This is a genomic window from Streptomyces sp. NPDC053755 (assembly GCF_040677675.1).
Classification (GTDB): domain Bacteria; phylum Actinomycetota; class Actinomycetes; order Streptomycetales; family Streptomycetaceae; genus Streptomyces.
Window position 1 is genome coordinate 206,348 of record NZ_JBFASK010000002.1, and the last position, 26,173, is coordinate 232,520.

The window sequence follows — 26,173 nt, forward strand, 5'->3', positions numbered from 1 at the left end:
GACCTGCGGTTTTCATTAATTGGATCGCCGTCCTCCGGGTAGGCGTTGCTCCATTGCTTCAGTTCGACCACTACGTACGACGGTGCGCCCGTGGCCGGATGAACGCCGGCCAGTATCACGTCCGCGCGTTTGCTGGTCAGGGGCAGACCGTACTCCAGCAGCATCTCCACCTCGCCGAGCCCGGCCTCGACCAGTGCGTTGGTGAGCGCAGGGATGCTGCGTTCCCAGGAGCGCACCTCCGACGGGTGGGGTCGGTGGCGGTGCTTGTGCAGGAAGTTCTCGCTCAGGAGCTGTGCCAGCCGTCCTTCCATGGGGGTGCGGGTGGCCAACGACGCCGCGGACTCACGGAACAGCAAGGCAATGCCCCCAGGCAGCACGAAGTAGCTCGTGCGGGTGGGGGCATGTCCTTCACTTCCACAGGTGTGGAGCGGAAGCCCGGCGGGCCGCTGAGATGGTCATCGCAGATCCTAGAACAGGACGTCACCCGTGTCCGCAGAGTGGGGCAGCGGCGTCGTGCGGCAGAGCGGGTGAGGCTTCTTCGACGGATGTCGCTCTGTCGACTCATCACCGGACTGCCGATGAAGAGGCCGCGAAGTTCGTTGGCTGTGCTCTGAGTTGGGTCGGGCAAGCATGTCGGTCGGCAAGCCGTCGTTCCGGACGACGGCGCAGGCGTCCGGCATGGAGAGCAGGCCGGCGGACGGGCGGCTGCTTCCGGACGCCTGCGCCCCCGGCTTCTCGCTGAGCGCACTGATCGCGTCGAGTGAGCCGGAGGTGTCGCACGCGCGCCCCACCGCCCGGGATGCCGGGGTGGAGGTCGTCGTGGACCGGTCCGACGAGATCCCGCCCGGCCATGCCCCCAGGATCGGTGCCCGATGCTCCCGTGGGCGTCGGCCCCGCAGCGGAGGGACACTGGAAGCCAGGGCCCCCGGGCACGTGAGCCAGCGTGTGGGCTTGTCCTGGAGCTGGGGTGCTGCTGTGAACGATCGACGCGGTGACCGGGATGCCCAGGGGCGCCGGATGCTGGCCGGGCTGCTGCACGAGAGTCATCTGATGGCGTTCGAGCACCTGCCGGCCAAGGCGGCCGCGATGGGTGCGGAGGCCGGCTTCGGCCAGGTGCTCATCTACCTCACGGACCTGCGCGGCGACGTACTGCGCCTGGCCGGCGTCGACGGCCTCGACCCCGGACAGGCCGCCCTGGGGATGGGCGAGGACACCGAGCTGAGAGTCGAGGGGACGGTGGCCGGGCGGGCCTACCAGTACGGGGAGATCCTGGCCGGTGCCGAGGCGGGCGAGGAAGGAGCCCACTGGTGGGTGCCGCTGCTGGACGGCACCGAGCGCATGGGCGTCCTGCGGGTCACCACCACCCTCGACGATCCACGGGCCCGGGAGGACATGCGCCTGCTCTCCGCTCTGGTGGCCCTGCTCCTCGACAGCAAGCGCCGCAGCAGTGACGCCCATGCGCGACTGACCCGCACCGAGCCGCTGAACATCGCGGCCGAGATGCAGTGGCACCTGATGCCCCCTCCCACCTATGCCGACGGGCGGGTGGTGATCGCCGCCGCGATGGAGCCGGCCTCGCGCATCAGCGGCGACGCCTACGACTACGCCACCGCCGGCCCCGTGGTGCACCTGTCGCTCTTCGACGCGATGGGCCACGACACCGCCGCGGGGCTGACCGCCCACCTCGCGATGGGTGTCTGCCGGAACTCCCGCCGCCAGGGCGCGGGCCTCGTCGAGACCAGCGAGCGGATCGAGCGGGCGCTCATCGAGCAGTACGGCAGGAGCAGGTACGCGACCGGTGTCCTCGCCGATCTCGACACCCGTACGGGCGCCCTGACCTGGGTCAACCGGGGCCACCACCCGCCTCTGATCATCCGCGGCGGCCGGTGGAGCACGCTCCTGCACTGCCCGCCCTCGCACCCGATGGGTACCGCGCTGGGGCTGCCCGCTCTCCTGTGCCACGACCAGCTGGAGCCCGGCGACCGGATCGTGTTCTACACCGACGGCATCACCGAGGCGCGAGGGGGCGGCGACCAGGAGTTCGGCCTGGAACGGTTCACCGACTTCCTCATCCGCCACCACGCCGACGGGCTGCCCGTACCGGAGACGCTCCGCCGCCTCATCCACGCCGTCCTCGACCACCACGCCGGCAGCCTCCAGGACGACGCCACCGTCCTCTTCTGCGAGTGGCTGGGCGCCACCGCCGCGCCCACGGTCCGGGCGGCCGCCCTGGCCGGCCTCCCGCCCCGTGAACCGGCGGGCGGTCAGCGGACGAACGACCGGACCTGGCCGTAGACGGTCGCGTCGGTGTGCAGCCGGGTGTGGCCGAGGCACGCCGTTCTGGTGTTGGCCGCGCCGGTCAGGGCGACGCTGCTGTCCGGGTTGACGACGGTGTCGCAGGGCGACCACCAGGTCGCGTACCGCGAGACACCGGGGGTCTCGTCGCCTGAGTTCAGCGCGTTGAGGAAGGCGGACCCGGGGCGCATCTCGGCGCAGGAGGCACCCCCGCAGAAGTAGGCGAGGTCCGTGCCGTGGTTCGGCCCGCCCAGCGAGACCCAGGCGTCCACCTTCGTGTCGCCGCCGAGGTTCTTCGTGTAGTAGCGCGAGGAGAGGCCGCCCATGGAGTGGGTGACGACGTCGACCTTCGCCGCTCCCGTGGCGGCGAGGACGCGGTCGATCTCCTGGGCGAGCTGCGTGGCGGTGGTGGCGTTGGACTGGCTGGTGTCGTAGCTCCACTTGTGGAGGCGCCCCGCCGGCCAGCCGTCGGCGGCGAAGCGGCCGGCCATGGTGTTCCACGTGGAGCCGCTGGAGTTCCAGCCGTGCACGAAGACGATCGGATCGGGAGCGGCGGCGCCGGGCTTCGCCCCCGCCGAGGGGGCGTCGAGGACGAGTCCGAGGAGGGCGCCGAAGGCGAGGGTGCCGAGGGCGGTACGGCGCGGGACGCGCATGTCGGTACTCCTGTACGAGGGGGGGCGGGCCGAGGGTGCGTGGTGAGGGGGACCGGCGCCTCGCGGTGGAGGAGGCGGGCGGGGAGCCGCTGCACCGGAGGTCACAACGACGGCCGGCCGCTCAGGTTGTCGTGCTGTACTCCGCTCGCGTGCCTGCCCCGCTGCCGCGAGGGAACTTGGCGGGGCCGGGGGCGGAGCGGGCCGTGGCCAGGCGCGGGCCGCCCCACCGGAACGCCGGGGGCGTCCGCCCCGGCCTTCAGAAGCGGGTGAAGAGGAGTCGGTTCGGGGAGCCGGGCCCGGCGTCCTCGATCCTGTTGCCGGTGGCCCGGCCGACGAGTGCGTCGCGGACCTGGGCGGGGGTCGCCGAGGGGTGGGCGTGCAGGTAGAGGGCGGCGGCGCCGGCGGTGTGCGGGGACGCCATGGAGGTGCCGCTGATGGTGCGGGTGGCCGTGTCGCCGTCCGTCCAGGCGCTGGTGATGTCGACGCCCGGGGCGAACAGGTCGAGGCAGGAGCCGTAGTTGGAGAAGGAGGCCCGCCGGTCGGAGTCGTCGGTGGCTCCAACGGTGATGGCCGTGGGGACCCGCGCCGGTGAGATGTCGCAGGCGTCCTCGGGCCGTCCCAGGAAGTCGCCGTTGCCGGCCGCGACGGCGTAGGTGACGCCCGCGGCGATGGAGTTCGTCACGGCCTCGTCGAGGACCGGGTCGACACCGCCGCCCAGGCTCATGTTCGCCACGGCCGGCTTGACGGCGTTCTCGGTGACCCAGTCCACGCCCGCGATGACACCGGAGAGGGATCCCGAACCCTCGCAGTCCAGCACGCGCACGCCGATGATCCGGGCTCGTTTCGCGACGCCGAAGGTGTTGCCGGCGGCCGTGGCCGCCACATGCGTGCCGTGCCCCTGGCAGTCGTTGCCGTTCTGGCCGTCGCCGACGGTGTCCGTTCCGATGGTGGCGCGGCCTCCGAAGTCCCGGTGCGAGGCGCGCAGACCGGTGTCGATGACGTAGACGCGGACGTTCCGCGCTCGGTTGTCCCAGGTGTAGGTGTGGTTCAGGGGCAATCGCCGCTGGTCGATGCGGTCAAGGCCCCAGGGGGCGTCGGGCTGTTCGCCGGACACGGTGACTCTCGCGTCCTGTTCGACGCGCGCGACACGCGGGTCCGCGGCCAGCTCACGCGCCTGCGTGTGCGTCATCTCCGCGGCGAAGCCGTTCAAGGCCGCGCGGTAGACATGGGTGACGCGCCCGTCGGTGCGGCGGGTCAGTGCGGCGGCGAGCCCGTCGGTGGACCTGGTTCCCTGCTTGAGGGTGACGATCCAGCTGCCGGTGATCGCGCGCTCGGCGGCGGCAAGCCGCACGTCTCCGGCGGAAGCCGCGCCGCGGGCGGGGGAGCCCGCGAACTGTATGCCCAGGACCAGCAGAACGGCGGTGAGCACAGCGCTTGTTCGGTGTGTGGGGGGACGCATGTGGTGCATCGAACCTTTCGTCGAGGATGCCGGACACTGGGGACGGCCGTGGAACGCCTGGTCAGCCGCACGCGGGCATGAAGGCGTGCGGGCGCGACGAGGACGCGTGCGGTGAGGTGCGGAGGAGGGCCGGGGAGGTGCGCGCACGGCCGCGACACCTGCGGGCGCCGGCGACGGGGGCGCCACGAACGGTCGAGCGGGCTCGGGACGACGGTGATCTGCCTGCCTGAAAGTCTGCTCGTCACGCCACAGAGCGGCAAGAGGCGTGTACGGAGCGTGAAGAGCGACAGGTGTACTCCCGTACGCGTCGACCGGTCGCCTCGGACGGGTTTGATCCGACGGACTCGGCTAAGTCGTCGTCAAGGGCGGGCGCCGGGGCCGGATCCATACGGGTGGTGGCCGAGTCGTGACGTGTCGCTGTTGGGCCGAACGAGTGAGGGGCGCGAGGATGGGACACATGAGTAGGTACGAGAGGTACGACGTCACCGACGAGCAGTGGGAGGGCCTGGCCCAGGTCGTGCCCCTGAGAGGCCGTGACGAATGGCCGTCCAGGGTGGATCACCGCGCGCTTCCCGAGCAGTACGAGGCCGCCGAGCAGCGCCGCATGATCGTCCTGCGCGTGCAGGTGTTCGCCGACGCCCGAGAGGTCGCCGAGTACCTCATCGCCCAGATCCCCGTCCTGCTGGACCTGACCGGCGCCGACACCGACGTCGCCAAGCGCATCCTCGACTTCAGCAGCGGTGTCGTCTTCGGTCTCGGCAGCGGCATGCACCGGGTCGACCGCAACGTCTTCCTGCTGGCACCGGCCGGCACCGAGGTGGAGGGCACCGCGGCGGCGTCGGAAGAGGACGAGGTGGGAGCCGGCGTCCCCCGATCGTAGGAAGGGCGTCACGGCGTAACGGTTCGTCATACAACGGTCTGCGTACGGTCCGATCATGGACTTCTCCGGCAGCCTCACGCCTGATCCCGTTGCTTCCGTGACCGCCCCTTCCCCTTCCCCCGCCACCGTCGACGCCACTGCCACCACCGATGCCGCCGCGCGTGACGTGGCGCGGCGTCACCCCGGTGGGTCCGCCCGGCGGCCCGCCCGCCCCGCCGTCACCGAACTCCGTCTTTCCGCCTTCGCCTCCCACCGCGCCGCCGTCTATCCTCTTGGGCCCGTGACGCTGTTCGCGGGGGCGAGCGGGAGCGGCAAGTCGAGTGCCCTGCGAGCCTTCGAGGCACTGGCCCGGCTGGGGGCGGGCGACGACCTCGCCTCCGCTTTCCCCGACGCGATCGGCTGCGTCCCCGAGCGGGCCAGGCCCGACGCGCAAGGCAGGCGGGGGTTCCGCATCGGCTGCACCGTCGACGGGCCGGCCGGCGCCGTCCATCTCGATGTCGCCGTCCAGGCCGAGCCGCAGCTCCGCGTGGTCGGCGAACGTCTCACCTGGCACGGCCGCACCTTGCTCACCACCGCGCTCAGGGACCCCGGACGCAGCACCGTCCAGGCGGAATGGCACACGGCGGGGGCGACCCCCGTCACCCGGGCGCCGCTCCCGGACGACGTGCTGGGCACCGCCCTGCTGCCGCTGCGCGTGGCCGGAAAGACGAAGGGACAGCTGGAAGTCCTGGCCGCCGCCGAGCAGGTGGTCGTCGCGCTGCGATCGGTGTTCGCCTGCGATCCGCAGCCCCGCCACATGCGGGCGCCCGTCCCGACGGGGGAGGGGCGGCTGCGGCGCGGCTGCGGCAACCTCGCCGAGGTCCTGCACCGGACCCGCACCGACTGTCCGCGCCGTCACGCCCGGCTGGCCGCGATCGCAGGGGCCGGCTGCGCCGGACCCGTGACGGGGCTCGGTGTGGAGGAGCTGCCCGACGCCACCGTTCGAGCCGTACTGGAGCGGGCGGCGAGGGGCGCGGGCGCGGCGGGCCCGGGGCGGACGGAGGGCGCGGAGGGCTTATCGGCGGCACGGCTCCTGGCCGCGACTCCGCTGGGAAGGCTCGGCGACGGTGAACTGCGTTACCTGGCGTTGGCGCTCGTCCTGCTCACCGGCCCCGGTGTGCTCGCCATGGACCAACTCGCCGAAGTGCCGGACGCGATGAAGACGCTGACCGTGCTCGTCGACGGCTTCGACCGCGGTCTCGACCGGCGGCAGCTCCACGCGCTGCTCGGACTCGCCGGTGACATCTGCGCGGACGGCCACATCCGGCTCGTCGGGGCGATCGGGGAGGCGGGCGCAGCGGCGGCGCGGGAGACGCCCGGTGTGTCGGTGGTAGACCTTGAGCCGTGAGTGAACTCGATGTAGCGGGATTGCAGCGGAGGCTGGCGGAGTTCGCCGCCTCACGGGAATGGCAGGCGTACCACACGCCGAAGAACCTGGCGGCGGCGCTCAGCGTCGAGGCGGCGGAACTGCTGGAGATCTTCCAGTGGTTGACGCCGCAGGAGGCGGACCGGGTGATGGAGGACCCGGATACGGCGCACCGGGTCGCCGACGAGGTGGCGGACGTGCTGGCGTACCTGCTCCAGTTCTGCGGGGCCGTCGGTGTCGATCCGCTCGTCGCGCTGGCGGCGAAGATCGACCGGAACGAACGCCGCTTCCCTGTCGGACGACCGCCGGGGCGGGCCGCGAGAGTCTCCGAGGAGGGTGATCGTCACTCTTCGGAGTGATCGCCTTCGCACCGCAGAGCTTCCTGTCCACAGATTTCCGAATTCCTCTGGAGTTTGGGCTCAGGCTCATTCACTCTGGGTAATGAATGAGTGAGCAGTAAGTCGTACGAACGGGGGCGGCGTTCATGGATGCGGAGCGACTGATCGCGACCGGCAGGCACGCGCTGGCGCAGAGCCGGACGGCGTTGGACATCGTGGCGGAGGCCTGGCAGACCCAGGCCCTCGCCCAGGCGATAGGGAGTCACCTTGCGCTCTGCGGTCCCCTGGAACTGCGGGGCGAGGCGCGGGGATTGAGTGAGATCGGAGGGGTGCGCGGGACGGTCGACCATGCCGTCGTGCGGACGGGCGGCCCCAGAGCCGCCCAGCTCACCGAAGTCGGCGACGCCTGCGCGGCGTTGACGGCGCTGAGCGCCCTCCTCGGAGAGGTGGGCATCGCCCTCGTCGGGGTGGCCTGTGCCACGGATGAGGAGGGTCTGTACTGGCAGTGCATCGAGGCGATCGACGCCGCCGACGAATCGAACGACCGGGTCTGCGGCATGCTGCGCCGGATCGCGGTGCGGGACCGGGACCGACCGCCCGACCCCGCCCGGGGCCGGGCGGGCCCGGTGGCGGGCCTGTCGTGAACGCCGGCGACGCGGACGGGCGCCGTCGCGCCGTCGGGACGCGGGCGGCCGGAAACCAGCCCGGCGGATCCGAAGGGTCGAGTGGATCGGTGCCGCCAGGTGGGCGGGACGGAGCCGGGAAGCCGGCCGGGCCGGCGGAAGCGGCGAGTTCAGAAGGAGAGGCCGCCGGTCCGGCGGCGGTCGTCGGGCGTCTCGCCGTCCTGGGCGTCACGCGCCTTCCGGCCGCGGCCCTGACCGTCGCGGCCCTCCTCGCCGCCCTGGCGGTCGGCGGAGGACTGCAGGTCGGCGTCCAGCTGCGAGAGGTCGGCGGTCAGCGCCGCCATCAGCTCCTCCATCTGCTGGAGCAGACCCTTGGGGGCGCCGCCCACCTTCTGCCCGGGAACGGAGGACGGGTGGGCCGGCTGCTCGGGCAGAGCCCGTTCGGGCGTGGCTTCCTGGGACATGGCGGCCTCCTCGGCCCAGGCCGCTCCGGCGAGGAGAGGCCACGCGTGAGAACGACGCACCGGCAGCGGCCGCCGGCGCGCGGGCCGGGCGGTCCGGCTCCGCCCGGGCAACGACGGGTGCCGGGCGACGGTCACTGGCCCGGTGGGCCGCGGAGGTCCGGAGGGGCCGATATTCACCCGACAGGGCAGGTGGGGACCGTGTGCTGACGTGAGGGTTGACAGCTGCCCGAAGGTGCAGGATGGAGGCATGGATCTTCGCATCTTCACCGAGCCCCAGCAAGGGGCGGACTACGACACCCTGCTCACCGTCGCCAAGGCCACGGAGGACCTCGGTTTCGACGCCTTCTTCCGTTCCGACCACTACGTCAGCATGGGTTCCGGTGACGGCCTGCCCGGGCCGACGGACGCGTGGATCACCCTGGCCGGCCTGGCCCGGGAGACCCGGCGGATCCGCCTCGGCACCCTCATGACCGCGGGGACCTTCCGTCTTCCCGGCGTTCTGGCCATCCAGGTCGCCCAGGTCGACCGGATGTCCGGCGGCCGGGTCGAACTGGGTCTGGGCGCGGGGTGGTTCGAGCAGGAGCACCGGGCGTACGGCATCCCGTTCCCCAAGGAGAAGTTCGGCCGGCTCGAGGAGCAGCTGGCGATCGTCACCGGGCTGTGGGAGACGGAGGTCGGCAAGACGTTCTCCTTCGAGGGGGAGTACTACCAGCTCGCCGACTCGCCGGCGCTGCCCAAGCCGGCGCAGGCCAAGGTGCCGGTGCTCATCGGCGGGCACGGTGCGACCCGCACCCCGCGGCTGGCCGCTCGGTACGCCGACGAGTTCAACATCCCGTTCGCCTCGCTGGAGGACAGTGAGCGGCAGTTCGGACGCGTCCGGGCCGCGGCCGAGGCCGCCGGTCGCCCGGCCGACGACCTCGTGTACTCCAACGCGCTGGTGGTCTGCGTGGGCAAGGACGACGCCGAGGTCGCCCGCCGGGCGGCGGCCATCGGCCGGGAGGTGGAGGAGCTGAAGGCGAACGGTCTCGCCGGTTCGCCGGCCGAGGTCGTCGACAAGATCGGCCGGTACGGAGCCATCGGCGCTTCCCGGATCTATCTCCAGGTGCTCGACCTGGACGACCTGGACCACCTGGAGCTGATCTCCTCCCAGGTCCAGTCGCAGCTGGACTGAGCGGAGCGACGAACGGGGGACGGAACGGAAGGACACTGTCATGCCACCCATGCCCGGCCGGGCCCGCTCGCTGGCCGATGCCCTCGGCGAGGAGGTGCTCGTTCTCGACGGAGGTCTCTCCAATCAGCTGCGGGCGCAGGGCTGCGACCTCTCCGACGCCCTGTGGTCGGCGCGGCTGCTCGCCGACGGCCCCGAGCAGATCGAGGCGGCCCACACGGCATACGTCCGTGCGGGCGCCCGCGTACTGATCACCGCCAGCTATCAGGCCACGTTCGAGGGCTTCGCCCGGAGGGGCATCGACCGGGCCGGGGCCGGGCGGCTCCTCGCGCGGAGCGTGGAACTGGCGCGGGAGGCGGCCGACGCGGCCGAGGGAGGCGAGGGGGCCGCGGGGACCGGGCGGCAGGTATGGGTCGCCGGGTCCGTGGGGCCGTACGGGGCGATGCTCGCCGACGGCAGCGAGTACCGGGGCCGGTACGGGCTGACGGTGCGGGAGCTGGAGCGGTTCCACCGGCCTCGCGTCGAGGCGCTCGTGGCGGCAGGACCGGACGTGCTCGCACTGGAGACCGTGCCCGACACGGAGGAGGCGGAGGCGCTGCTGAGGGCGGTCGAGGGGTGCGGGGTGCCGGTGTGGCTCTCGTACACCATCGACGGGGAGCGGACGCGGGCCGGGCAGGCGCTGACGGAGGCGTTCGCGCTCACGGCGGGCAACGACCAGGTCATCGCCGTCGGGGTCAACTGCTGCGAGCCGGGCGACGCCGCACGGGCCGTGGAGATCGCCGCCGGGACCACCGGGAAACCGGTGGTGGTCTATCCCAACAGCGGGGAGCGGTGGGACGCGCGGGCGCGGGGCTGGCACGGGTCCGTCACCTTCGACGCCGGCCGGATGCGGGAGTGGCCGGCGGCCGGTGCCCGCCTCCTCGGCGGCTGCTGCCGGATCGGTCCCGACCGGATCGCCGAGCTGGCCGCCGCCGTCACCTCGCCGCCCTGAAGAAAATGCCTGGTCGGAGGGGAGAGAGGAGACCATACTCGGACACGTGTTCCTGACGATCAGTACGACCGGCACCCCCGAACGTCCCGCGACCGATCTGGGCTTCCTGCTGCACAAGCATCCCGACAACGCGCAGACGTTCTCGACCTCGCACGGCACGGCGCACGTCCTCTACCCCGAGGCGTCCGTCGAGCGGTGCACCGCCGCGCTCCTCCTCGAGGTGGACCCCGTGGCGCTGGTGCGGCGCGGTAAGGGCAAGGGGCGGGGCGGTGCCCCCGACTCGGCACTCGCGCAGTACGTGAACGACCGGCCCTACGCCGCGTCCTCACTGCTGGCCGTCGCGCTCGCCACGGTCTTCAAGAGCGCCCTGCGCGGGGTGTGCAAGGCGATGCCCGAGCGGGCCGCCGAGCCGTTGCCGCTGCGTGTCGAGATCCCGGCGCTCCCCGCCCGCGGCGGCGGTGCCGAACTGGTCCGCAAGCTGTTCCGCCCGGCGCCCGCGGCCGGCGGCGCGGCGGGGCCCCCGCGCTGGGACACGGTCGAGGCGGAGCCCGTCACGCTCGACCCCGCGTTCCCGGAGTGGGGGGACTCGCGCTATGTGCGGCTCGTCCTCGAAGGGGAGATGCGGCTGGCCGACGCGCTGAACCAGCTCTATGTCCTGCTGCCGGTGCTCGACGACGCCAAGCACTACTGGGTGGCGCCCGACGAGGTCGACAAGCTGCTGCGCGCCGGTGACGGCTGGCTCGCCGAGCACCCCGAGCAGAAGCTGATCACCTCTCGCTACCTCTCCCGCCGCTGGGGCCTGACCCGGGAGGCGATGGAGCGTCTGGAGCTGGTGCGGCTCGCCGAGAGCGACGGCCTGGACGTCGACGACGTCGACAACGCCGTCGACGAGACGACCGACACCGACGAGAGGCCGGTGCCCCTCGCCGAGCAGCGACGGGAGGCGATCCTCGCGGAGCTGCGGGCCGCCGACGCGACACGGGTCCTCGACCTCGGCTGTGGCCAGGGCCAGTTGGTGCAGGCGCTCCTCAAGGACGTGCGCTTCACCGACATCGTGGGCGTCGACGTCTCCGTACGGGCCCTGACCGTCGCCGGACGCCGGCTCCGCCTGGAGCGGCTCGGCGAGCGGCAGGCCGGTCGGGTGAAGCTGATCCAGGGCTCGCTGGCGTACACCGACAAGCGCCTGAAGGGGTACGACGCGGCGGTGCTGAGCGAGGTCATCGAGCACCTCGACCTGCCGCGGCTGCCCGCGCTGGAGTACGCGGTGTTCGGCTCGGCAAGGCCCCGCACCGCCATCGTGACCACACCCAACGTGGAGTACAACGTCCGTTGGGAATCCCTCCCGGCCGGGCACGTCCGGCACGGCGACCACCGCTTCGAATGGACCCGTGAGGAGTTCCGTACGTGGGCGCGGCGCGTGGCGGAACAGTACGGCTACGCGGTCGAGTTCCGGCCGGTCGGACCGGACGACCCCGAGGTCGGCCCGCCCACGCAGATGGCCGTCTTCACCCAGGCGACGAAGGACGACCGGAACGACGCGAGCGACCAGAGCGACGAGAACGGCCAGAGCGACATGAACGACCGGCACGCCAAGAGCGACCGGAACGACACGCACGGTCAGAGCGGTCACAACGATCAGCACCGCCAGGGGAACGACCGGAACGCCCGGACCGTCGCGAAGGAGGACACGGCATGACCGACACCGTCCGCACGCTGCCCGTCACCGATCTGTCCCTCGTGGTCCTGATCGGTGCGAGCGGCTCCGGCAAGTCGACGTTCGCCCGACGCCACTTCAAGCCGACCGAGGTCATCTCCTCCGACTTCTGCCGCGGCCTCGTCGCCGACGACGAGAACGACCAGAGCGCCAGCCGTGACGCCTTCGACGTCCTGCACTACATCGCGGGCAAGCGCCTGGAGGCGGGCCGGCTGACCGTCGTCGACGCCACCAACGTGCAGCAGGAGGCCCGGCGCGGGCTCGTCCAGCTGGCGCGCCGGTACGACGTCCTGCCCATCGCGATCGTCCTCGACCTGCCGGAGGACGTCTGCCAGGCCCGCAACGCCGCCCGCCCCGACCGCGCGGACATGGGCCGCCACGTCGTGCAGCGCCACCGGCGGGAGCTGCGCCGCTCACTGCGCGGCCTGGAGCGCGAGGGCTTCCGCAAGGTCCATGTGCTGCGCAGCGTCGAGGAGGTGGAGGCGGCCGAGGTCGTCCTCGAGAAGCGCTTCAACGACCTGCGTCACCTCACGGGTCCCTTCGACATCATCGGTGACATCCACGGCTGCAGCTCCGAGCTGGAGACCCTGCTGGCCAAGCTCGGCTATGCGGACGGCCACCACCCCGAGGGCCGTACGGCCGTCTTCGTCGGCGACCTCGTGGACCGGGGCCCCGACAGCCCGGGCGTCCTGCGCCGTGTGATGGGCATGGTCGCGGCCGGCGACGCGCTCTGCGTGCCCGGGAACCACGAGAACAAGCTCGGCCGCCGGCTCAAGGGCCGCAAGGTCCAGGAGACCCACGGACTCGCCGAGACCATCGAGCAGCTCGGGCACGAGTCCGAGGAGTTCCGCAAGGAGGTGGGCCGGTTCATCGACGGGCTCGTCAGCCACTACGTCCTCGACGAGGGCCGGCTCGTGGTCTGCCACGCCGGTCTGCCGGAGAAGTACCACGGCCGGACCTCCGGCCGGGTGCGTTCGCACGCGCTGTACGGCGACACGACCGGGGAGACCGACGAGTTCGGGCTGCCCGTGCGCTACCCGTGGGCGGAGGAGTACCGGGGCCGGGCGACCGTCGTCTACGGACACACCCCCGTCCCCAGCACCTCCTGGATCAACAACACCATCTGCCTCGACACGGGCGCCGTCTTCGGCGGCAGGATGACCGCGCTGCGCTGGCCGGAGCGCGAGCTCGTCGACGTACCGGCGGAGAAGGTCTGGTACGAGCCGGCCCGGCCGCTGGCGACCGAGGCGCCCGGTGGACACCAGGGGCGCCCGCTGGACCTGGCCGACGTGCACGGTCGCCGGATCGTGGAGACCCGCGCCATGGGCAACGTCAGCGTGCGCGAGGAGAACGCGGCGGCGGCCCTCGAGGTCATGAGCCGGTTCGCGATCGACCCGCGGCTGCTCGCCTACCTGCCGCCGACGATGGCGCCGACCGCCACCTCGAAGGTGGACGGCTATCTGGAGCACCCGGCCGAGGCGTTCGCGCAGTACGCCGCCGACCGGGTCGAGCGGGTGGTGTGCGAGGAGAAGCACATGGGCTCGCGGGCCGTCGCGCTCGTCTGCCGTGACGCGGACGCGGCGCGGGAGCGCTTCGGTGTGGAAGGTCCGACGGGCTCCCTGCACACCCGCACCGGCCGGCCGTTCTTCGACGACCCCACGGTCACCGAGCAGGTCCTCGAACGCCTGCGGACGGCCGTCTCCGCCGCCGGGCTGTGGGAGGAGCTGGACACCGACTGGCTCCTGCTGGACGGCGAGTTGATGCCGTGGTCGCTGAAGTCGGCCGGGCTGCTGCGCTCGCAGTACGCGGCGGTGGGTGCGGCCTCCCGGGCCGTCTTCCCCGGCGCGCTCGACGCTCTGGAGCGGGCGGCGGCGCGGGGGGTCGCCGGTGGTGTCGAGGCGCTGCTGGACAAGCAGCGGGAGCGGGCGGCGGACGCGGAGGCGTTCACCGAGGCGTACCGCCGCTACTGCTGGCCGACCCAGGGACTCGACGGTGTACGTTTCGCGCCGTTCCAGGTCCTCGCGGTGCGGGGCCGTTCGCTGGCCGCCGTCCCGCACGACGAGCAGCTCGGATGGCTGGACCGGCTGGTCGATCACGATCCGACGGGCCTCCTCCAGGTCACGCGCCGGCTGATCGTCGACCCGAGGGACGAGGCGTCGGTGCGGGCCGGAGTCGACTGGTGGCTGGAGACGACGGCGGCCGGCGGCGAAGGCATGGTCGTCAAGCCGCTGGCGGCGCTGGTCCGGGGCGGAGACGGCCGCCTCGTGCAGCCGGGTGTGAAGGTCCGGGGACGGGAGTACCTGCGGATCATCTACGGTCCGGAGTACACCCGCCCCGAGAACCTGGAGCGCCTGCGTGGCCGCTTCCTCGGCCACAAGCGCTCGCTGGCCCTGCGCGAGTACGCCCTCGGGCTCGAAGCGCTGGACCGGCTGGCGGAGGGGGAGCCGCTGTGGCGGGTGCACGAGGCGGTCTTCGCCGTCCTCGCCCTGGAATCGGAGCCGGTGGACCCACGGTTGTGAGCCGTTGTCCGCGGGGCCGTCGACCAGGCGCTCGCCTGGCCGGGTGCCCGGTGGTCGCGGGACCGCCTGCCGCCCGGCCCGCCTGCCGCCGCCCGCCCCATTGACCGCGATCCGGGGCCGAGGTGGGGGTGGGGGCGAACGGTCGGTCGCCCCGCGGACGGTGGGAGCGGCCGGCTCGATGGCAGGGCGGTGAGGGGGCGCGCCCCCTCACCGCCCTGTCGCGGTCGCTCTGCGCTGCGGGGAGGCGAGGGAACCGGTAATCGCCGGTATCTCGTCGCGGAGGACGGCGCGCGGGGGTTCGCTCCGTCAGGATGGGGGCATGGGATTCCATGTCGACTCCGAGACCGGGCGGCTGCGCCGCGTCATCCTGCACCGGCCCGATCTGGAACTGAAGCGGCTCACCCCCACCAACCGTGACGCGCTCCTCTTCGACGACGTGCTGTGGGTGCGGCGGGCGCGGCATGAGCACGACGGGTTCGCGGACGTCCTGCGGGACCGGGGAGTCGAGGTCCACCTCTTCGGCGATCTGCTGCGGGAGACCCTCGAGCTGCCCGCCGCCCGGGCGCTCGTGCTGGACCGGGTCTTCCACGAGAAGGAGTACGGTCCGGCCGCCGCCGACCATCTGCGCGCCGCCTTCGACTCCTTCGAGCCGTCGGCGCTCGCCGAGGCGCTGGTGGGAGGGATGACGAAGCGGGAGTTCCTCGCCGCGCACCGCGAGCCGACCTCGGTGCGCTTCCACGTGATGGACCTGGACGACTTCGTCCTCGGGCCGCTTCCGAACCACATCTTCACGCGGGACACCTCCGCCTGGATCTACGACGGTGTCTCCATCAACGCCATGCGCTGGCCCGCCCGCCAGCGCGAGACGGTGCACTTCGAGGCAATCTACCGGCACCACCCGCTGTTCACGGACGCCGAGGCCGGGCCGTTCCACCACTGGTCGGAGGGGCAGGCCGACTATCCGTCGACCATCGAGGGAGGGGACGTCCTCGTCATCGGCAACGGCGCCGTCCTGATCGGCATGAGCGAGCGGACCACTCCGCAGGCGGTGGAGATGCTGGCCCGCGGGATGTTCGCGGCCGGCTCGGCGCGGATGATCGTCGCGCTCGACATGCCGAAGCGGCGTGCGTTCATGCACCTCGACACGGTGATGACGATGGTCGACCACGACACCTTCACGCAGTACGCGGGACTCGGCATGCTGCGCTCGTACACGATCGAGCCGGGTGACGAGGGCCAGTCCCTCCGGGTCACCGACCATCCGCCGGAGCACATGCACAGCGCGATCGCGGCGGCGCTCGGGCTGCAGGACATCCGGGTCCTCACGGCGACCCAGGACGTCCACGCGGCGGAGCGCGAACAGTGGGACGACGGCTGCAACGTCCTGGCGGTCGAACCCGGGGTGGTCGTGGCGTACGAGCGCAACGTCACCACCAACACGCACCTGCGCAAGCAGGGCATCGAGGTGATCGAGATCCCGGGCAGCGAGCTGGGGCGGGGCAGGGGCGGCCCTCGCTGCATGAGCTGTCCCGTGGAGCGTGACGCGGTCTGACCCGCGGCGGCCCGGGCGGTGCGAGGAGGGCGGGGGTCCCGTCCGGGAGTCAGTGGCCCGCATCACTGTATAGGAATACTGGCTTACGTATAGACTTCCATCGTCAACCGTCGCCGTCCCCGTTCGCGAATACAGGAGCGCCCCCATGGCCACTGACCTCATCGGCCGCCACTTCCTCAAGGAGCTGGACTTCACCGCCGAGGAGTTCCGCGGTCTGATCGCGCTGGCCGCCGAGCTCAAGGCCGCCAAGAAGGCGGGCGCCGAGGTCCAGAGGCTGCGGGGCAGGAACATCGCCCTGATCTTCGAGAAGACCTCGACCAGGACCCGGTGCGCCTTCGAGGTCGCGGCCGCCGACCAGGGGGCCTCCACCACCTACCTCGACCCGTCCGGCTCGCAGATCGGGCACAAGGAGTCGGTCCGGGACACCGCCCGCGTCCTCGGCCGGATGTTCGACGCCATCGAGTACCGGGGCGACAGCCAGGCGAACGTCGAGGAGCTGGCAGCGTACGCGGGTGTCCCCGTCTACAACGGCCTGACCGACGACTGGCACCCCACCCAGATGCTCGCCGACGTCCTCACCATGACCGAGCACTCGGACAAGCCGCTGGACTCGATGGCCTTCGCCTACCTCGGCGACGCCCGCTTCAACATGGGCAACTCCTACCTGATCACCGGCGCCCTGCTCGGCATGGACGTCCGGATCGTGGCCCCCGAGGCCTACTGGCCGGCCGAGGAGGTCGTCGCGCGCGCCCGCAAGCTCGCCGAGGCGAGCGGTGCCACGATCACCCTCACCGAGGACGTCGCCGAAGGCGTGCGCGGGGCCGACTTCGTCGCCACCGACGTCTGGGTCTCCATGGGGGAGCCCAAGGAGGTCTGGGACGAGCGGATCGCCGCCCTCTCGCCGTACGCCGTCACCATGGACGTGCTGCGGGCCACCGCCAATCCGGCCGTGAAGTTCCTGCACTGCCTGCCGGCCTTCCACGACCTCGGCACCGTCGTCGGGCGGGACATCCACGCCCGTCACGGCCTGACCGAGCTGGAGGTCTCCGACGAGGTCTTCGAGTCCGAGCACTCCGTCGTCTTCGACGAGGCCGAGAACCGCATGCACACCATCAAGGCCGTGCTGGTCGCCACGCTGGCCACTTCCTAGCCGCGGTCCGAGCGCGCGGTCCCGGGGACGCCCGCCCGCCCGTGCCCAGGTGAGGGGCGCGACCGCGCCGGCCGGGCCTCGCATATGCCCCGGGTTCTTTCGTGCACGCATCTGTTCCGGTGGGGGCGCCGGATGGCAGGGTGTGCCTACGCGGTCCTCCGCTCTCCGCTCCTCCGGGGGACGGGCCGCGCCGGCCCTCCCGCGCGTCGCCCGCCGGGACGTGGCCGCACCGCACCTCCCGGCTCCCCACGGGAGGCCCGGTGCATGCCCGCACGGGTCCTGCTCACGCCTCGTCCGGCCGGCGCGGCCGCGGCAGCGCGGGGAGGGTGAACCAGACCGCCTTTCCGTGAGCGGTGGGGCGGTGGCCGCAGTCGCTGCTCAGGGCGCGGATCAGCAGCAGGCCGCGTCCGTGCTCCTGCCAGGGGTCCGGCTCCTCGCCCGGCCCCGGGCAGGTCAGCTCTCCCGGGCCCATCGGGCGCCGGTCGTGCACCTCCACCTGGCAGGTGCCCGGCAGTAGCTCCACGACCAGTTCGATGGGGTCCCCGCCGTCCGTGTGCTCGACGGCGTTGGCGACGAGTTCCGCCGTCAGGAGTTCGGCCGTGTCGCTGTCGGCCGGGGTGTCGAGAGCCGCCATCGCGGTACGGATCAGCGCGCGGGCGATCGGTACGGCGGCGGCGTCGTGCGGCAGCTCGATGCGCCAGCCGGCGGGGCCGGAGTCCGGGGCAGGGAACACGGCGGGTCCGTTCGGGCGGGGTAGTGGACGCGGGGCAGGGCGCGGCGGACGCCTGCGGACGTGGAGTGCGGGGGTCTCAACGTCCTACTTTCAACCTTAAGAAGTCAAAAACGGGGTGCCAGGGGCCTGTGTCCGGGGTGGCGGGGGACCTGCGCCGCCCGTGCCCGGGACCTTCGCCCCGGCGGCGTGGCGGCGCGGTGTCATATAGCGCACCCGTGACGACAGTCACATATCAGTGATAAGGTTCCCTCAGGTGATGCCGTGTACACGCACGCTGAGGGAGGCCGTCCCGAATGAGCCCTTTCACCGGCTCCGCACCCCGCACCGAGCGCTGGCGGCATCTGCGCCTGGACGTCGACGACGGCGTCGCCACCGTGACGCTCGCCCGTCCCGAGAAGCTCAACGCCCTCACCTTCGGCGCCTACGCCGACCTGCGCGACCTCCTCGCCGAGCTTTCCCGCGAGCGGGCCGTGCGCGCTCTCGTCCTCGGCGGCGAGGGGCGCGGATTCTGCTCCGGCGGCGACGTGGACGAGATCATCGGCGCGACCCTGTCGATGGACACGGCCCAGCTGCTGGACTTCAACCGGATGACCGGGCAGGTCGTCCGCGCGATCCGCGAGTGCCCCTTCCCGGTGATCGCCGCCGTCCACGGGGTCGCGGCCGGCGCGGGCGCCGTCCTCGCCCTCGCCGCCGACTTCCGTATCGCCGACCCCAGCGCCCGCTTCGCCTTCCTCTTCACCCGGGTCGGCCTCTCGGGCGGCGACATGGGGGCGGCGTACCTGCTGCCCCGGGTCGTCGGCCTCGGCCACGCGACCCGGCTGCTGATGCTCGGCGATGCCGTCAGGGCCCCCGAGGCCGAGCGCATCGGGCTGATCAGCGAACTCACCGAAGAGGGCGACGTCGACGCCCGGGCCGCCGCACTCGCCCGGCGTCTCGCCGACGGCCCCGCCCTGGCCCACGCCCAGACGAAGGCGCTCCTCACGGCCGAGCTGGACATGCCCCTGGCCGCCTCCGTCGAACTCGACGCCGCCACCCAGGCGCTGCTGATGAACGGCGAGGACTACGCGGAGTTCCACGCCGCCTTCACCGAGAAGCGCCCGCCGAAGTGGCGGGGACGCTGACGTGGGAGGGACACCGGCCCGTCCGCTCCGGGTCGCCGTCATCGGCGGCGGCCCCGGAGGGCTCTACGCCGCCGCCCTCCTCAAGCGGCTCGACCCGGCGCGCGAGGTCACCGTCTGGGAGCGCGGCGCCCCCGACGACACCTTCGGCTTCGGCGTCGTCCTGTCCGACGAGACCCTCGGCGGCATCGAGCACGCCGACCCCGACGTCCACCGTGCCCTCCAGGCCGAGTTCGTCCGGTGGGACGACATCGACATCGCCCACCGGGGGCACCTGCTCACCTCCTCCGGACACGGCTTCGCCGCGCTCGGCCGCCGCCGGCTCCTGGAGATCCTGCACTCCCGCTGCGCCGAACTCGGCGTACGGCTCCACGTCCGCACCGAGGCCCCGGCCGCCGCCGAGCTGGCCGCCACGCACGACCTGGTCGTGGCGGCGGACGGCGTCCACAGCGCGACCCGCGAGGCCCACGCGGACGTCTTCCGGCCCCGGCTCACCACCCACCGCTGCCGTTACATCTGGCTCGCCGCCGACTTCGCCTTCGACGCCTTCCGCTTCGAGATCGCCGAGACCGAGCACGGCGTGATGCAGCTCCATGGCTACCCCTACCTCCGCCCGGCGCCGGCGCCCGGTCCCGGACGGGCACCCGCCCCCCTCGCCCGCCCTGGCACCGCCCCCGGCGCGTCCACCGTCATCATCGAGATGCGCGAAGAGGTCTGGCGCGCCGCCGGCTTCGACGAACAGGACGAGACCGACTCCATCGCCCGCTGCGCGAAGATCTTCGCCGAGACCCTCGGCGGCCGCCCCCTGCGCTCCAACAACTCCACCTGGACCGCCTTCCGCACGGTCGTCAACGCGCGCTGGTCGCACGGCCACACGGTCCTGCTCGGCGACGCCGCCCACACGGCCCACTTCTCCATCGGCTCCGGCACCAAGCTCGCCGTCGAGGACGCCCTCGCCCTCGCCGCCTGCGTCGAGGAACAGCCCACCGTGGCCGAGGCGCTCGCCGCCTACGAGTCCGAGCGCCGGCCCGTCGTGGAGTCCACCCAGCGCGCCGCCGCCGCCAGCCTGCGCTGGTTCGAGGAGGTCGACCGGTACCTCGACCAGCCGCCGCGCCAGTTCGCGTTCAACCTCCTCACCCGCAGCCGCCGCGTCACCCACGGCAACCTGCGGCTCCGGGACCCCGCCTTCACCGACTCCGTCGAGCGCGCCTTCGGCTGCCCGCCCGGCACCCCGCCGATGTTCACCCCCTTCCGGCTGCGCGGACTGACCCTGCGCAACCGCGTCGTCGTCTCGCCGATGGACCTGTACGTCGCCGAGGACGGCGTCCCCGACGACTTCCACCTCGTCCACCTGGGCGCCAGGGCCCTCGGCGGCGCCGGGCTCGTGATGACCGAGATGGTCTGCGTGAGCCGCGAGGGCCGGATCACACCCGGGTGCACCGGCCTCTGGACCGACGAGCAGGCCGAGGCGTGGAGCCGCGTCACCTCGTTCGTGCACACCCGGTCACCCGGCACCGCGATCGGCGTCCAGCTCGGCCACTCCGGCCGCAAGGGCTCCACCCGCCGGATGTGGGAGGGCATCGACCAGCCGCTGCCCGACGGCAACTGGCCCCTGACGGCCGCCTCCCCGCTCCCGTACCGCCCCGGCGTCAACCAGATCCCGCACGCCCTCGACCGGGCCGGGATGACGGCCGTCCGGGAGCAGTTCGCGGCGGCGGCCCGCCGCGCGGCGCGCTGCGACTTCGACCTGCTCGAACTGCACTGCGCCCACGGCTATCTGCTCTCCGGTTTCCTCTCCCCGCTGACCAACCGCAGGGACGACGCCTACGGCGGCCCGCTCGCGAACCGGCTCCGCTTCCCCCTCGAGGTCTTCGACGCCGTCCGCGAGGTGTGGCCGCCGGAGCGTCCGATGACGGTCCGGATCTCGGCCACCGACTGGGCGGACGGCGGCACGACCGACGAGGACGCGATCGGGACGGCCCGCGCGTTCGCCGCTCACGGGGCCGACGCCATCGACGTCTCCACCGGCCAGGTCGTCCCCGACGAACGCCCCGAGTACGGACGCTCGTACCAGACCCCGTACGCCGACCGGATCCGCGGGGCCGTCCCCGTCCCGGTCATCGCCGTGGGCGCCATCTCCTCCTGGGACGACGTCAACTCCCTGCTGCTCGCGGGCCGCGCCGACCTCTGCGCCCTGGCGCGCCCGCACCTCTACGACCCGCACTGGACGCTCCACGCGGCGGCCGAACAGAACTACCGCGGCCCGGCGGCCGCGTGGCCCGACCCGTACCGCGCTGGGAGCCGTACGCCGCCGACGGGCCGCACCGACGCGCCGAAGCCCCGGCTCGGACTCCACCTCCGCCCCTGAGAGGGCGTCCCCCGGGCGAGGTCCGGAGCCGTCCCCGGGGCGAGTTCCGAGCCGTCCGTCAGCCCCGGCCGGCGCCGTCCCCGCGGACGAACGCCTCCCCGGCGTCGCGCAGCCTCTCGTGCAGCGCCGCGAACACCTCCGCCGAGCGGCCTCCCGGCCAGTCGCCGGGCAGCAGTTCCGGCGGCAGCACCGGGTCCGCGTACGGCAGGCGGCGCCAGGAGTCCAGGGCGAGGAGATAGTCGCGGTACGCGTCTTCCGCCGTCCCCGGCGAAACCTTCCAGGCGCGCAGGACCGGCTCGTGGGCGGCGAGGAACTCCTCGTGCAGCTTGGCGATCGAGGCCAGGTCCCACCAGCGGGCCACCGCCTCCGCCGTCGCCGTGTACCCCAGGTGCTCACCCCGGAAGAGGTCCACGTACGGGGAGAGCTCCAGCCGCTCCAGGGTGTGCCGGGTCTCCTCGTGGAGCCGCGCGGGGGCGATCCAGACGCCCGGGGCCGCCGTGCCGAAGCCCAGCCGGGCCAGACGCGAGCGCAGCAGATGCCGCTTGTGGCGCTCGGACTCGGGCACGGAGAAGACGGCGAGGACCCAGCCCTCGGAGAGCTTCGGCTCCGTGCGGGAGTAGATCCGGCGGTCGCCGTCGTCCAGGAGCTGGCGCGCCTCGTCGGAGAGCACGTACCCCGCCGCCCCGTCGGCCGTCCGCCCCGGCAGCAGCAGGCCCCGCCGCTTCAGTCGCGACACCGACGACCGCACCGCGGGCGCGTCGACGCCGACCGCCGCGAGGAGCCGGATCAGCTCGGCCACCGGCGTCGGCGCCCCGTCGCGCGCGGGGCCACGGCCGTACGCGCCGTACAGCGAGACGATCAGGGAACGGGGAGTGTGCTGCTCGGCCACGTGATCACTCTAGGGGGTGGTGTGTCCGTGGGGACCGGCTCGGGTGCCCTGCGCGGGCGGTCACGGCGTCCCGTCGGGCCCTCCCGCGTGCTCCTCGGCACCCTGCCCCTGCGCCCGCTCCGCGCCGGGCCCTGCGGTGGTCTCCTCGGCGCGCAGCCGGAAGCGCTGGAGCTTCCCCGTCGCCGTCCGGGGCAGCGCGTCCAGGAAGACGATCTTCCGGGGGCTCTTGTACGGCGCCAGGCGGGCGCGGACGAACGCGCGCAGCGCGGCCGCCGTCTCCGCGTCGCGCGGTACCCCGTGCCGTACGACCGTGTACGCCACCACGATCCGGCCGCGCAGCTCGTCCGGATGGCCGACCACCGCCGCCTCGACCACGTCGGGGTGGGCGAGCAGCGCCTCCTCGACCTGAGGGCCCGCGATGTTGTAGCCGGCCGAGATGATCATGTCGTCGGCGCGGGCGACGTACCGGAAGTAGCCCTCCTTGTCCCGCACGTAGGTGTCGCCGGTGATGTTCCAGCCGTCCCGGACGTACTCGCCCTGGCGGGGATCGGCCAGATATCGGCAGCCCACGGGCCCGCGCACCGCGAGCAGGCCCTCCTCGCCGTCGGGCACCTCCGCGCCCGTGTGGTCCACGATCCTGGCCTCCCAGCCGGGGACGGGGCGCCCGGTGGTGCCCGGGCGGATGTCGCCGTCCGCCGCGGAGATGAAGATGTGCAGGAGCTCGGTCGCGCCGATGCCGTTGATGAGCTTCAGTCCGGTCCGGTCGTACCAGGCATCCCAGGTGGCGGCCGGCAGGTTCTCGCCGGCGGAGACACACCGGCGCAGGGAGGCCGTGACGTCGCTGCGACCCCGGCTCCGGCCCTCGCGCTCGTCCGGACCGTCCCGGCCGTCCCCGTCATGGTGCTCCCGGTGACCACGGCGCACGTGGTGCCCGTCCAGCTCGTCCAGCATCAGCCGGTACGCGGTCGGAGCCGTGAACAGCACCGACACCCGGTGCTCGGCGACGGCCGCGAGCAGCTGGGCGGGGCCGGCCTGTTCCAGGAGCAGGGCGCTCGCCCCCGCGCGCAGGGGGAAGACCACCAGGCCGCCGAGGCCGAAGGTGAAGCCCAGGGGCGGGGAGCCGGCGAACACGTCGTCCGGAAGCGGGCGCAGGACGTGGGCGGAGAAGGTGTCGGCGACGGCCAGCACGTCGCGGTGGAAGTGCATGCACCCCTTGGGCCGACCGGTGGTACCGGAGGTGAAGGCGATCAGCGCCACGTCGTCCGCGGCCGTGCGCACGGCCTCGTAGGCGGCGGGCTTGGCGAGTGCCAGGGAGAGCAGGTCGTCGGGGGAGTCCCCGCCGTACGTGGTGATGCGCAGCCCGGGTATCGCGGCCTTGACCAGCTCGTCGACCGACCGGATGTCGCACAGTGCGTGGGTGCAGCGCGCCATCTCGGCCATCACGGCCAGTTCCCCGGCACGCTGCTGGGCCAGGACGGTGACGGCCACCCCGCCCGCCTTCATCACCGCCAGCCAGCAGGCGGCCAGCCAGGGTGTCGTGGGGCCGCGCAGCAGCACCCGGTGGCCGGGCCGTACGCCCAGGTCGGTCGTCAGGACATGGGCGATCCGGTTCACGCGGTCCTGGAGTTGTCCGTATGTCCAGACAAGCCCCGATCCGTCCCGGAAGGCGGGCCGCTCCGCGCCGAATCGTTCCACCGTGCGGTCGAGCAGTTCCGCCCCGCAGTTGAGCCGCTCGGGATAGCACAGGTCGGGCAGATCGAAGAGCAGCCGCGGCCACTGCCCGGCGGGCGGCAGGTGATCGCGCGCGAACGTGTCGTGATGGGCCGAGCCGGTCAGCTCCATGAGTTCGTCCCCTTGTCGTGGTGGGGTCGCCCAACGAGCGTATCGTGATGGTGACGACAGTCAACGGTGCGCGATAGAACGGTCCGACGGCGAGACGGCGGCGAGGACGGCGGTGACGACCGTGGTCAGGCGACGACGTGGCCTCGCGAAGGTGACGACGTGACGACGGAGGCAGGAGTCCGAATGTCCGCATTCTCGCTCGACCCCGCACAGACCGCCCGCTGTAGGGAGCTTCGCACCCTTGCGGCCGAGCGCCTGCGGCCCCTCGCCGAGAAGGGCGAATCCGGGCGCGTCAACCGCCCCCTCGTCGCCGCCCTCGGGGAACTCGGACTCCTCGCCCGTCTCTTCGAGGCCGGCGCCCTCGACCTCTGCCTGATGCGCGAGTCGCTGGCCCACGCGTGCACCGAGGCCGAGACCGCGCTCGCCCTCCAAGGGCTCGGCGCCCATCCGGTCGCCGCCGCCGGCACCCCCGCACAGCGCGACCGCTGGCTCCCCGAGGTCACGGCGGGGCGCGCGGTCGCCGCCTTCGCGCTCTCCGAACCCGACGCCGGCTCCGACGCCGCCGCACTCGCCCTGGAGGCCCGCCCCGACGGCGCCGGCGGGTGGCTCCTGCACGGCGAGAAGCGCTGGATCTCCAACGCCCCCGAGGCCGACTTCGCCACCGTCTTCGCCCGGACCACGCCGGGAGCGGGAGCGCGCGGGGTCACCGCGTTCCTCGTTCCCGCCGACCGGCCCGGCCTCACCGGCAGCCCGCTCGACATGCTCTCCCCGCACGCCATCGGCACGCTGGTCTTCGACGGGGTCCCCGTCGGCCCGGACGACGTCCTCGGCGAGGTCGACCGCGGCTTCCGGGTCGCCATGAACACCCTCAACCTCTTCCGCCCCAGCGTCGGGGCGTTCGCCGTCGGCATGGCCCAGGCCGCCCTCGACGCCACCCTCGCCCACACGGCGGCCCGCTCCGCCTTCGGGGGAGTCCTGCGCGACCTCCAGGCGGTCGCCCACCAGGTCGCCGAGATGGCCACCCGCACCGAAGCCGCCCGGCTGCTCGTCTACGCGGCGGCGGCGGCGTACGACTCCGGCGCGAGCGACGTGCCCAAGCGCGCGGCGATGGCGAAGCTCCTCGCCACCGAGACGGCCCAGTACGTCGTCGACGCCGCCGTCCAGCTCCACGGCGCCCGCGCCCTGCAACGCGGCCACCTGCTGGAACACCTCTACCGCGAGGTGCGTGCACCACGCATCTACGAAGGAGCCACCGAGGTCCAGCGCACGATCATCGCCCGAGAGCTGTACGCATGAGAGCGGAACGCTCCACCGAGGACCGGGGACCCGGGGGCCCGGGGACGCGGCACGGGGCGCCGGGAACCCAGAACCGGGACCGGGGGACCCAGGACCGAGGAGTCGCACGGATGACCGGAGAGCTGTACGGATGACCCGAGGAGCCGCACGGATGACGAAGGAGCTGTACCGATGACGCCCCTCCACCGGCACAATCCCGCCGAGCTGTCCCCGCCCACCGGTTTCTCCCACGCCGTCACGGCCACGGGGTGCCGTCTGGTCTTCCTCGCCGGGCAGACCGCCCTCGACCGCGACGGAAAGATCGTCGGAGAGACCCTCTCGGAGCAGTTCGAGACCGCGCTCGCCAACCTGCTCGCCGCCCTCCGCCACGCCGGCGGTTCCCCGGCCGACCTCGCGCGGGTCACCGTGTACGCCACCGATGTCGCCGACTACCGCCGCCACGCCCACGAACTCGGGCGTGTCTGGCGGCGGTTGGCCGGCCGCGACTATCCCGCGATGGCAGTGATCGGGGTCGTGCGCCTCTGGGACGAGCAGGCGCGGGTGGAGCTGGACGGCTTCGCCGTCCTGGAGTAGCGACGTCCGAGCTCCCGCCGAACTCCTGGTGCGGGGGCGGCGGTCGTGGCCGCCGCCCCGCCGGGCTTGATCAATTGGTCACCCGCCGGAGGCGGGCTTAGGGTCGAAAGGTGGACTGACCGGCCCACGGCCGCCTACCCACC

Annotated in this window: 21 protein-coding genes and 1 pseudogene; 15 read left to right on the top strand and 7 right to left on the bottom strand. The window is 72.9% G+C overall.

Annotation, left to right across the window (positions count from 1 at the left end):
- Positions 1-17: 17 nt before the first annotated feature.
- Positions 18-356: pseudogene (locus AB0K65_RS03680) on the bottom strand (ATP-binding protein); the annotation flags it as partial.
- A 661-nt stretch (positions 357-1,017) separates the two neighbouring features.
- Here AB0K65_RS03680 and AB0K65_RS03685 point away from each other — a divergent pair.
- Positions 1,018-2,295, top strand: a complete 1,278-nt coding sequence (locus AB0K65_RS03685) for a PP2C family protein-serine/threonine phosphatase (RefSeq protein WP_365714233.1) — start codon at positions 1,018-1,020, stop codon at positions 2,293-2,295.
- Here AB0K65_RS03685 and AB0K65_RS03690 read toward each other — a convergent pair.
- Complete coding sequence (locus AB0K65_RS03690) at positions 2,265-2,948, bottom strand: triacylglycerol lipase (protein ID WP_365713953.1); 684 nt, start codon at positions 2,946-2,948, stop codon at positions 2,265-2,267. The genes AB0K65_RS03685 and AB0K65_RS03690 overlap by 31 nt on opposite strands.
- A gap of 256 nt (positions 2,949-3,204) precedes the next feature.
- Positions 3,205-4,416 carry a S8 family peptidase gene (locus AB0K65_RS03695; RefSeq protein ID WP_365713955.1) on the bottom strand — a complete coding sequence of 404 codons (1,212 nt, stop codon included), beginning with the start codon at positions 4,414-4,416 and terminating at the stop codon, positions 3,205-3,207.
- A gap of 448 nt (positions 4,417-4,864) precedes the next feature.
- Between AB0K65_RS03695 and AB0K65_RS03700 the strand changes: the two genes are divergently transcribed.
- The 4 genes from AB0K65_RS03700 (at position 4,865) to AB0K65_RS03715 (ending at position 7,674) form a co-directional block, all read left to right on the top strand.
- Positions 4,865-5,287, top strand: coding sequence for a cell division protein SepF (locus AB0K65_RS03700; RefSeq protein WP_365713957.1), 423 nt, complete (start codon positions 4,865-4,867; stop codon positions 5,285-5,287).
- A 55-nt stretch (positions 5,288-5,342) separates the two neighbouring features.
- Positions 5,343-6,674: an ATP-binding protein gene (locus tag AB0K65_RS03705; RefSeq protein ID WP_365713959.1), complete on the top strand. Its 1,332-nt coding sequence runs from the start codon at positions 5,343-5,345 to the stop codon at positions 6,672-6,674.
- Complete coding sequence (locus tag AB0K65_RS03710; RefSeq protein ID WP_365713961.1) at positions 6,671-7,051, top strand: nucleotide pyrophosphohydrolase; 381 nt, start codon at positions 6,671-6,673, stop codon at positions 7,049-7,051. Before AB0K65_RS03705 ends, AB0K65_RS03710 begins: the two co-directional genes overlap by 4 nt.
- Before the next feature lie 125 nt (positions 7,052-7,176).
- The gene (locus tag AB0K65_RS03715; RefSeq protein WP_365713963.1) at positions 7,177-7,674 is read left to right on the top strand and encodes a DUF6099 family protein; all 498 of its coding nucleotides are present in this window, start codon (positions 7,177-7,179) and stop codon (positions 7,672-7,674) included.
- A gap of 149 nt (positions 7,675-7,823) precedes the next feature.
- On the opposite strand, the gene AB0K65_RS03720 is transcribed toward AB0K65_RS03715, so the two are convergent.
- The gene (locus AB0K65_RS03720) at positions 7,824-8,117 is read right to left on the bottom strand and encodes a hypothetical protein (RefSeq protein ID WP_365713965.1); all 294 of its coding nucleotides are present in this window, start codon (positions 8,115-8,117) and stop codon (positions 7,824-7,826) included.
- Positions 8,118-8,364: 247 nt separating this feature from the next.
- Here AB0K65_RS03720 and AB0K65_RS03725 point away from each other — a divergent pair, with 247 nt between their 5' ends.
- The 6 genes from AB0K65_RS03725 (at position 8,365) to argF (ending at position 17,211) form a co-directional block, all read left to right on the top strand.
- A complete protein-coding gene (locus tag AB0K65_RS03725; RefSeq protein ID WP_365713967.1) occupies positions 8,365-9,288 on the top strand; it encodes an LLM class F420-dependent oxidoreductase in 924 nt (307 codons plus the stop codon).
- A gap of 40 nt (positions 9,289-9,328) precedes the next feature.
- Complete coding sequence (mmuM, locus tag AB0K65_RS03730; RefSeq protein WP_365713969.1) at positions 9,329-10,276, top strand: homocysteine S-methyltransferase; 948 nt, start codon at positions 9,329-9,331, stop codon at positions 10,274-10,276.
- Between the two features lie 46 nt (positions 10,277-10,322).
- The gene (locus AB0K65_RS03735; protein ID WP_365713971.1) at positions 10,323-11,972 is read left to right on the top strand and encodes a 3' terminal RNA ribose 2'-O-methyltransferase Hen1; all 1,650 of its coding nucleotides are present in this window, start codon (positions 10,323-10,325) and stop codon (positions 11,970-11,972) included.
- Positions 11,969-14,509: a polynucleotide kinase-phosphatase gene (locus AB0K65_RS03740; RefSeq protein WP_365713973.1), complete on the top strand. Its 2,541-nt coding sequence runs from the start codon at positions 11,969-11,971 to the stop codon at positions 14,507-14,509. Before AB0K65_RS03735 ends, AB0K65_RS03740 begins: the two co-directional genes overlap by 4 nt.
- A 319-nt stretch (positions 14,510-14,828) precedes the next feature.
- Positions 14,829-16,061: an arginine deiminase gene (locus tag AB0K65_RS03745; protein ID WP_365713975.1), complete on the top strand. Its 1,233-nt coding sequence runs from the start codon at positions 14,829-14,831 to the stop codon at positions 16,059-16,061.
- Between the two features lie 145 nt (positions 16,062-16,206).
- A complete protein-coding gene (gene argF / locus AB0K65_RS03750) occupies positions 16,207-17,211 on the top strand; it encodes an ornithine carbamoyltransferase (protein ID WP_365713977.1) in 1,005 nt (334 codons plus the stop codon).
- A gap of 283 nt (positions 17,212-17,494) precedes the next feature.
- Here argF and AB0K65_RS03755 read toward each other — a convergent pair whose 3' ends face one another.
- On the bottom strand, positions 17,495-17,944 hold the full coding sequence (locus tag AB0K65_RS03755; RefSeq protein ID WP_365713979.1) for an ATP-binding protein: 450 nt from the start codon (positions 17,942-17,944) through the stop codon (positions 17,495-17,497).
- Positions 17,945-18,237: 293 nt separating this feature from the next.
- Here AB0K65_RS03755 and AB0K65_RS03760 point away from each other — a divergent pair, with 293 nt between their 5' ends.
- On the top strand, positions 18,238-19,065 hold the full coding sequence (locus AB0K65_RS03760; protein ID WP_365713981.1) for an enoyl-CoA hydratase family protein: 828 nt from the start codon (positions 18,238-18,240) through the stop codon (positions 19,063-19,065).
- Position 19,066: 1 nt separating this feature from the next.
- Positions 19,067-21,430, top strand: a complete 2,364-nt coding sequence (locus AB0K65_RS03765; protein WP_365713983.1) for an FAD-dependent monooxygenase — start codon at positions 19,067-19,069, stop codon at positions 21,428-21,430.
- A 58-nt stretch (positions 21,431-21,488) separates the two neighbouring features.
- Here AB0K65_RS03765 and AB0K65_RS03770 read toward each other — a convergent pair whose 3' ends face one another.
- Entirely contained in the window at positions 21,489-22,319 is an 831-nt protein-coding gene (locus tag AB0K65_RS03770) for a PaaX family transcriptional regulator C-terminal domain-containing protein (RefSeq protein ID WP_365713984.1), read from the bottom strand.
- A gap of 60 nt (positions 22,320-22,379) precedes the next feature.
- On the bottom strand, positions 22,380-24,161 hold the full coding sequence (locus tag AB0K65_RS03775) for an AMP-binding protein (protein WP_365713986.1): 1,782 nt from the start codon (positions 24,159-24,161) through the stop codon (positions 22,380-22,382).
- A 183-nt stretch (positions 24,162-24,344) separates the two neighbouring features.
- Here AB0K65_RS03775 and AB0K65_RS03780 point away from each other — a divergent pair, with 183 nt between their 5' ends.
- Both AB0K65_RS03780 and AB0K65_RS03785 read left to right on the top strand, forming a co-directional pair.
- On the top strand, positions 24,345-25,457 hold the full coding sequence (locus tag AB0K65_RS03780) for an acyl-CoA dehydrogenase family protein (RefSeq protein ID WP_365713988.1): 1,113 nt from the start codon (positions 24,345-24,347) through the stop codon (positions 25,455-25,457).
- A 171-nt stretch (positions 25,458-25,628) separates the two neighbouring features.
- Positions 25,629-26,030: a RidA family protein gene (locus tag AB0K65_RS03785; RefSeq protein ID WP_365713990.1), complete on the top strand. Its 402-nt coding sequence runs from the start codon at positions 25,629-25,631 to the stop codon at positions 26,028-26,030.
- Positions 26,031-26,173: the final 143 nt, after the last annotated feature.

Excerpts from the sequence above, each read along its gene's own strand:
- AB0K65_RS03685 (WP_365714233.1), top strand. The coding sequence starts at position 1,018 with ATGCTGGCCGGGCTGCTGCACGAGAGTCATCTGATGGCGTTCGAGCAC.
- AB0K65_RS03690 (WP_365713953.1), bottom strand. The coding sequence starts at position 2,948 with ATGCGCGTCCCGCGCCGTACCGCCCTCGGCACCCTCGCCTTCGGCGCC.
- AB0K65_RS03695 (WP_365713955.1), bottom strand. The coding sequence starts at position 4,416 with ATGCACCACATGCGTCCCCCCACACACCGAACAAGCGCTGTGCTCACC.
- AB0K65_RS03700 (WP_365713957.1), top strand. The coding sequence starts at position 4,865 with ATGAGTAGGTACGAGAGGTACGACGTCACCGACGAGCAGTGGGAGGGC.
- AB0K65_RS03705 (WP_365713959.1), top strand. The coding sequence starts at position 5,343 with ATGGACTTCTCCGGCAGCCTCACGCCTGATCCCGTTGCTTCCGTGACC.
- AB0K65_RS03715 (WP_365713963.1), top strand. The coding sequence starts at position 7,177 with ATGGATGCGGAGCGACTGATCGCGACCGGCAGGCACGCGCTGGCGCAG.
- AB0K65_RS03720 (WP_365713965.1), bottom strand. The coding sequence starts at position 8,117 with ATGTCCCAGGAAGCCACGCCCGAACGGGCTCTGCCCGAGCAGCCGGCC.
- AB0K65_RS03725 (WP_365713967.1), top strand. The coding sequence starts at position 8,365 with ATGGATCTTCGCATCTTCACCGAGCCCCAGCAAGGGGCGGACTACGAC.
- mmuM (WP_365713969.1), top strand. The coding sequence starts at position 9,329 with ATGCCACCCATGCCCGGCCGGGCCCGCTCGCTGGCCGATGCCCTCGGC.
- AB0K65_RS03740 (WP_365713973.1), top strand. The coding sequence starts at position 11,969 with ATGACCGACACCGTCCGCACGCTGCCCGTCACCGATCTGTCCCTCGTG.
- AB0K65_RS03745 (WP_365713975.1), top strand. The coding sequence starts at position 14,829 with ATGGGATTCCATGTCGACTCCGAGACCGGGCGGCTGCGCCGCGTCATC.
- argF (WP_365713977.1), top strand. The coding sequence starts at position 16,207 with ATGGCCACTGACCTCATCGGCCGCCACTTCCTCAAGGAGCTGGACTTC.
- AB0K65_RS03760 (WP_365713981.1), top strand. The coding sequence starts at position 18,238 with ATGAGCCCTTTCACCGGCTCCGCACCCCGCACCGAGCGCTGGCGGCAT.
- AB0K65_RS03775 (WP_365713986.1), bottom strand. The coding sequence starts at position 24,161 with ATGGAGCTGACCGGCTCGGCCCATCACGACACGTTCGCGCGCGATCAC.
- AB0K65_RS03780 (WP_365713988.1), top strand. The coding sequence starts at position 24,345 with ATGTCCGCATTCTCGCTCGACCCCGCACAGACCGCCCGCTGTAGGGAG.
- AB0K65_RS03785 (WP_365713990.1), top strand. The coding sequence starts at position 25,629 with ATGACGCCCCTCCACCGGCACAATCCCGCCGAGCTGTCCCCGCCCACC.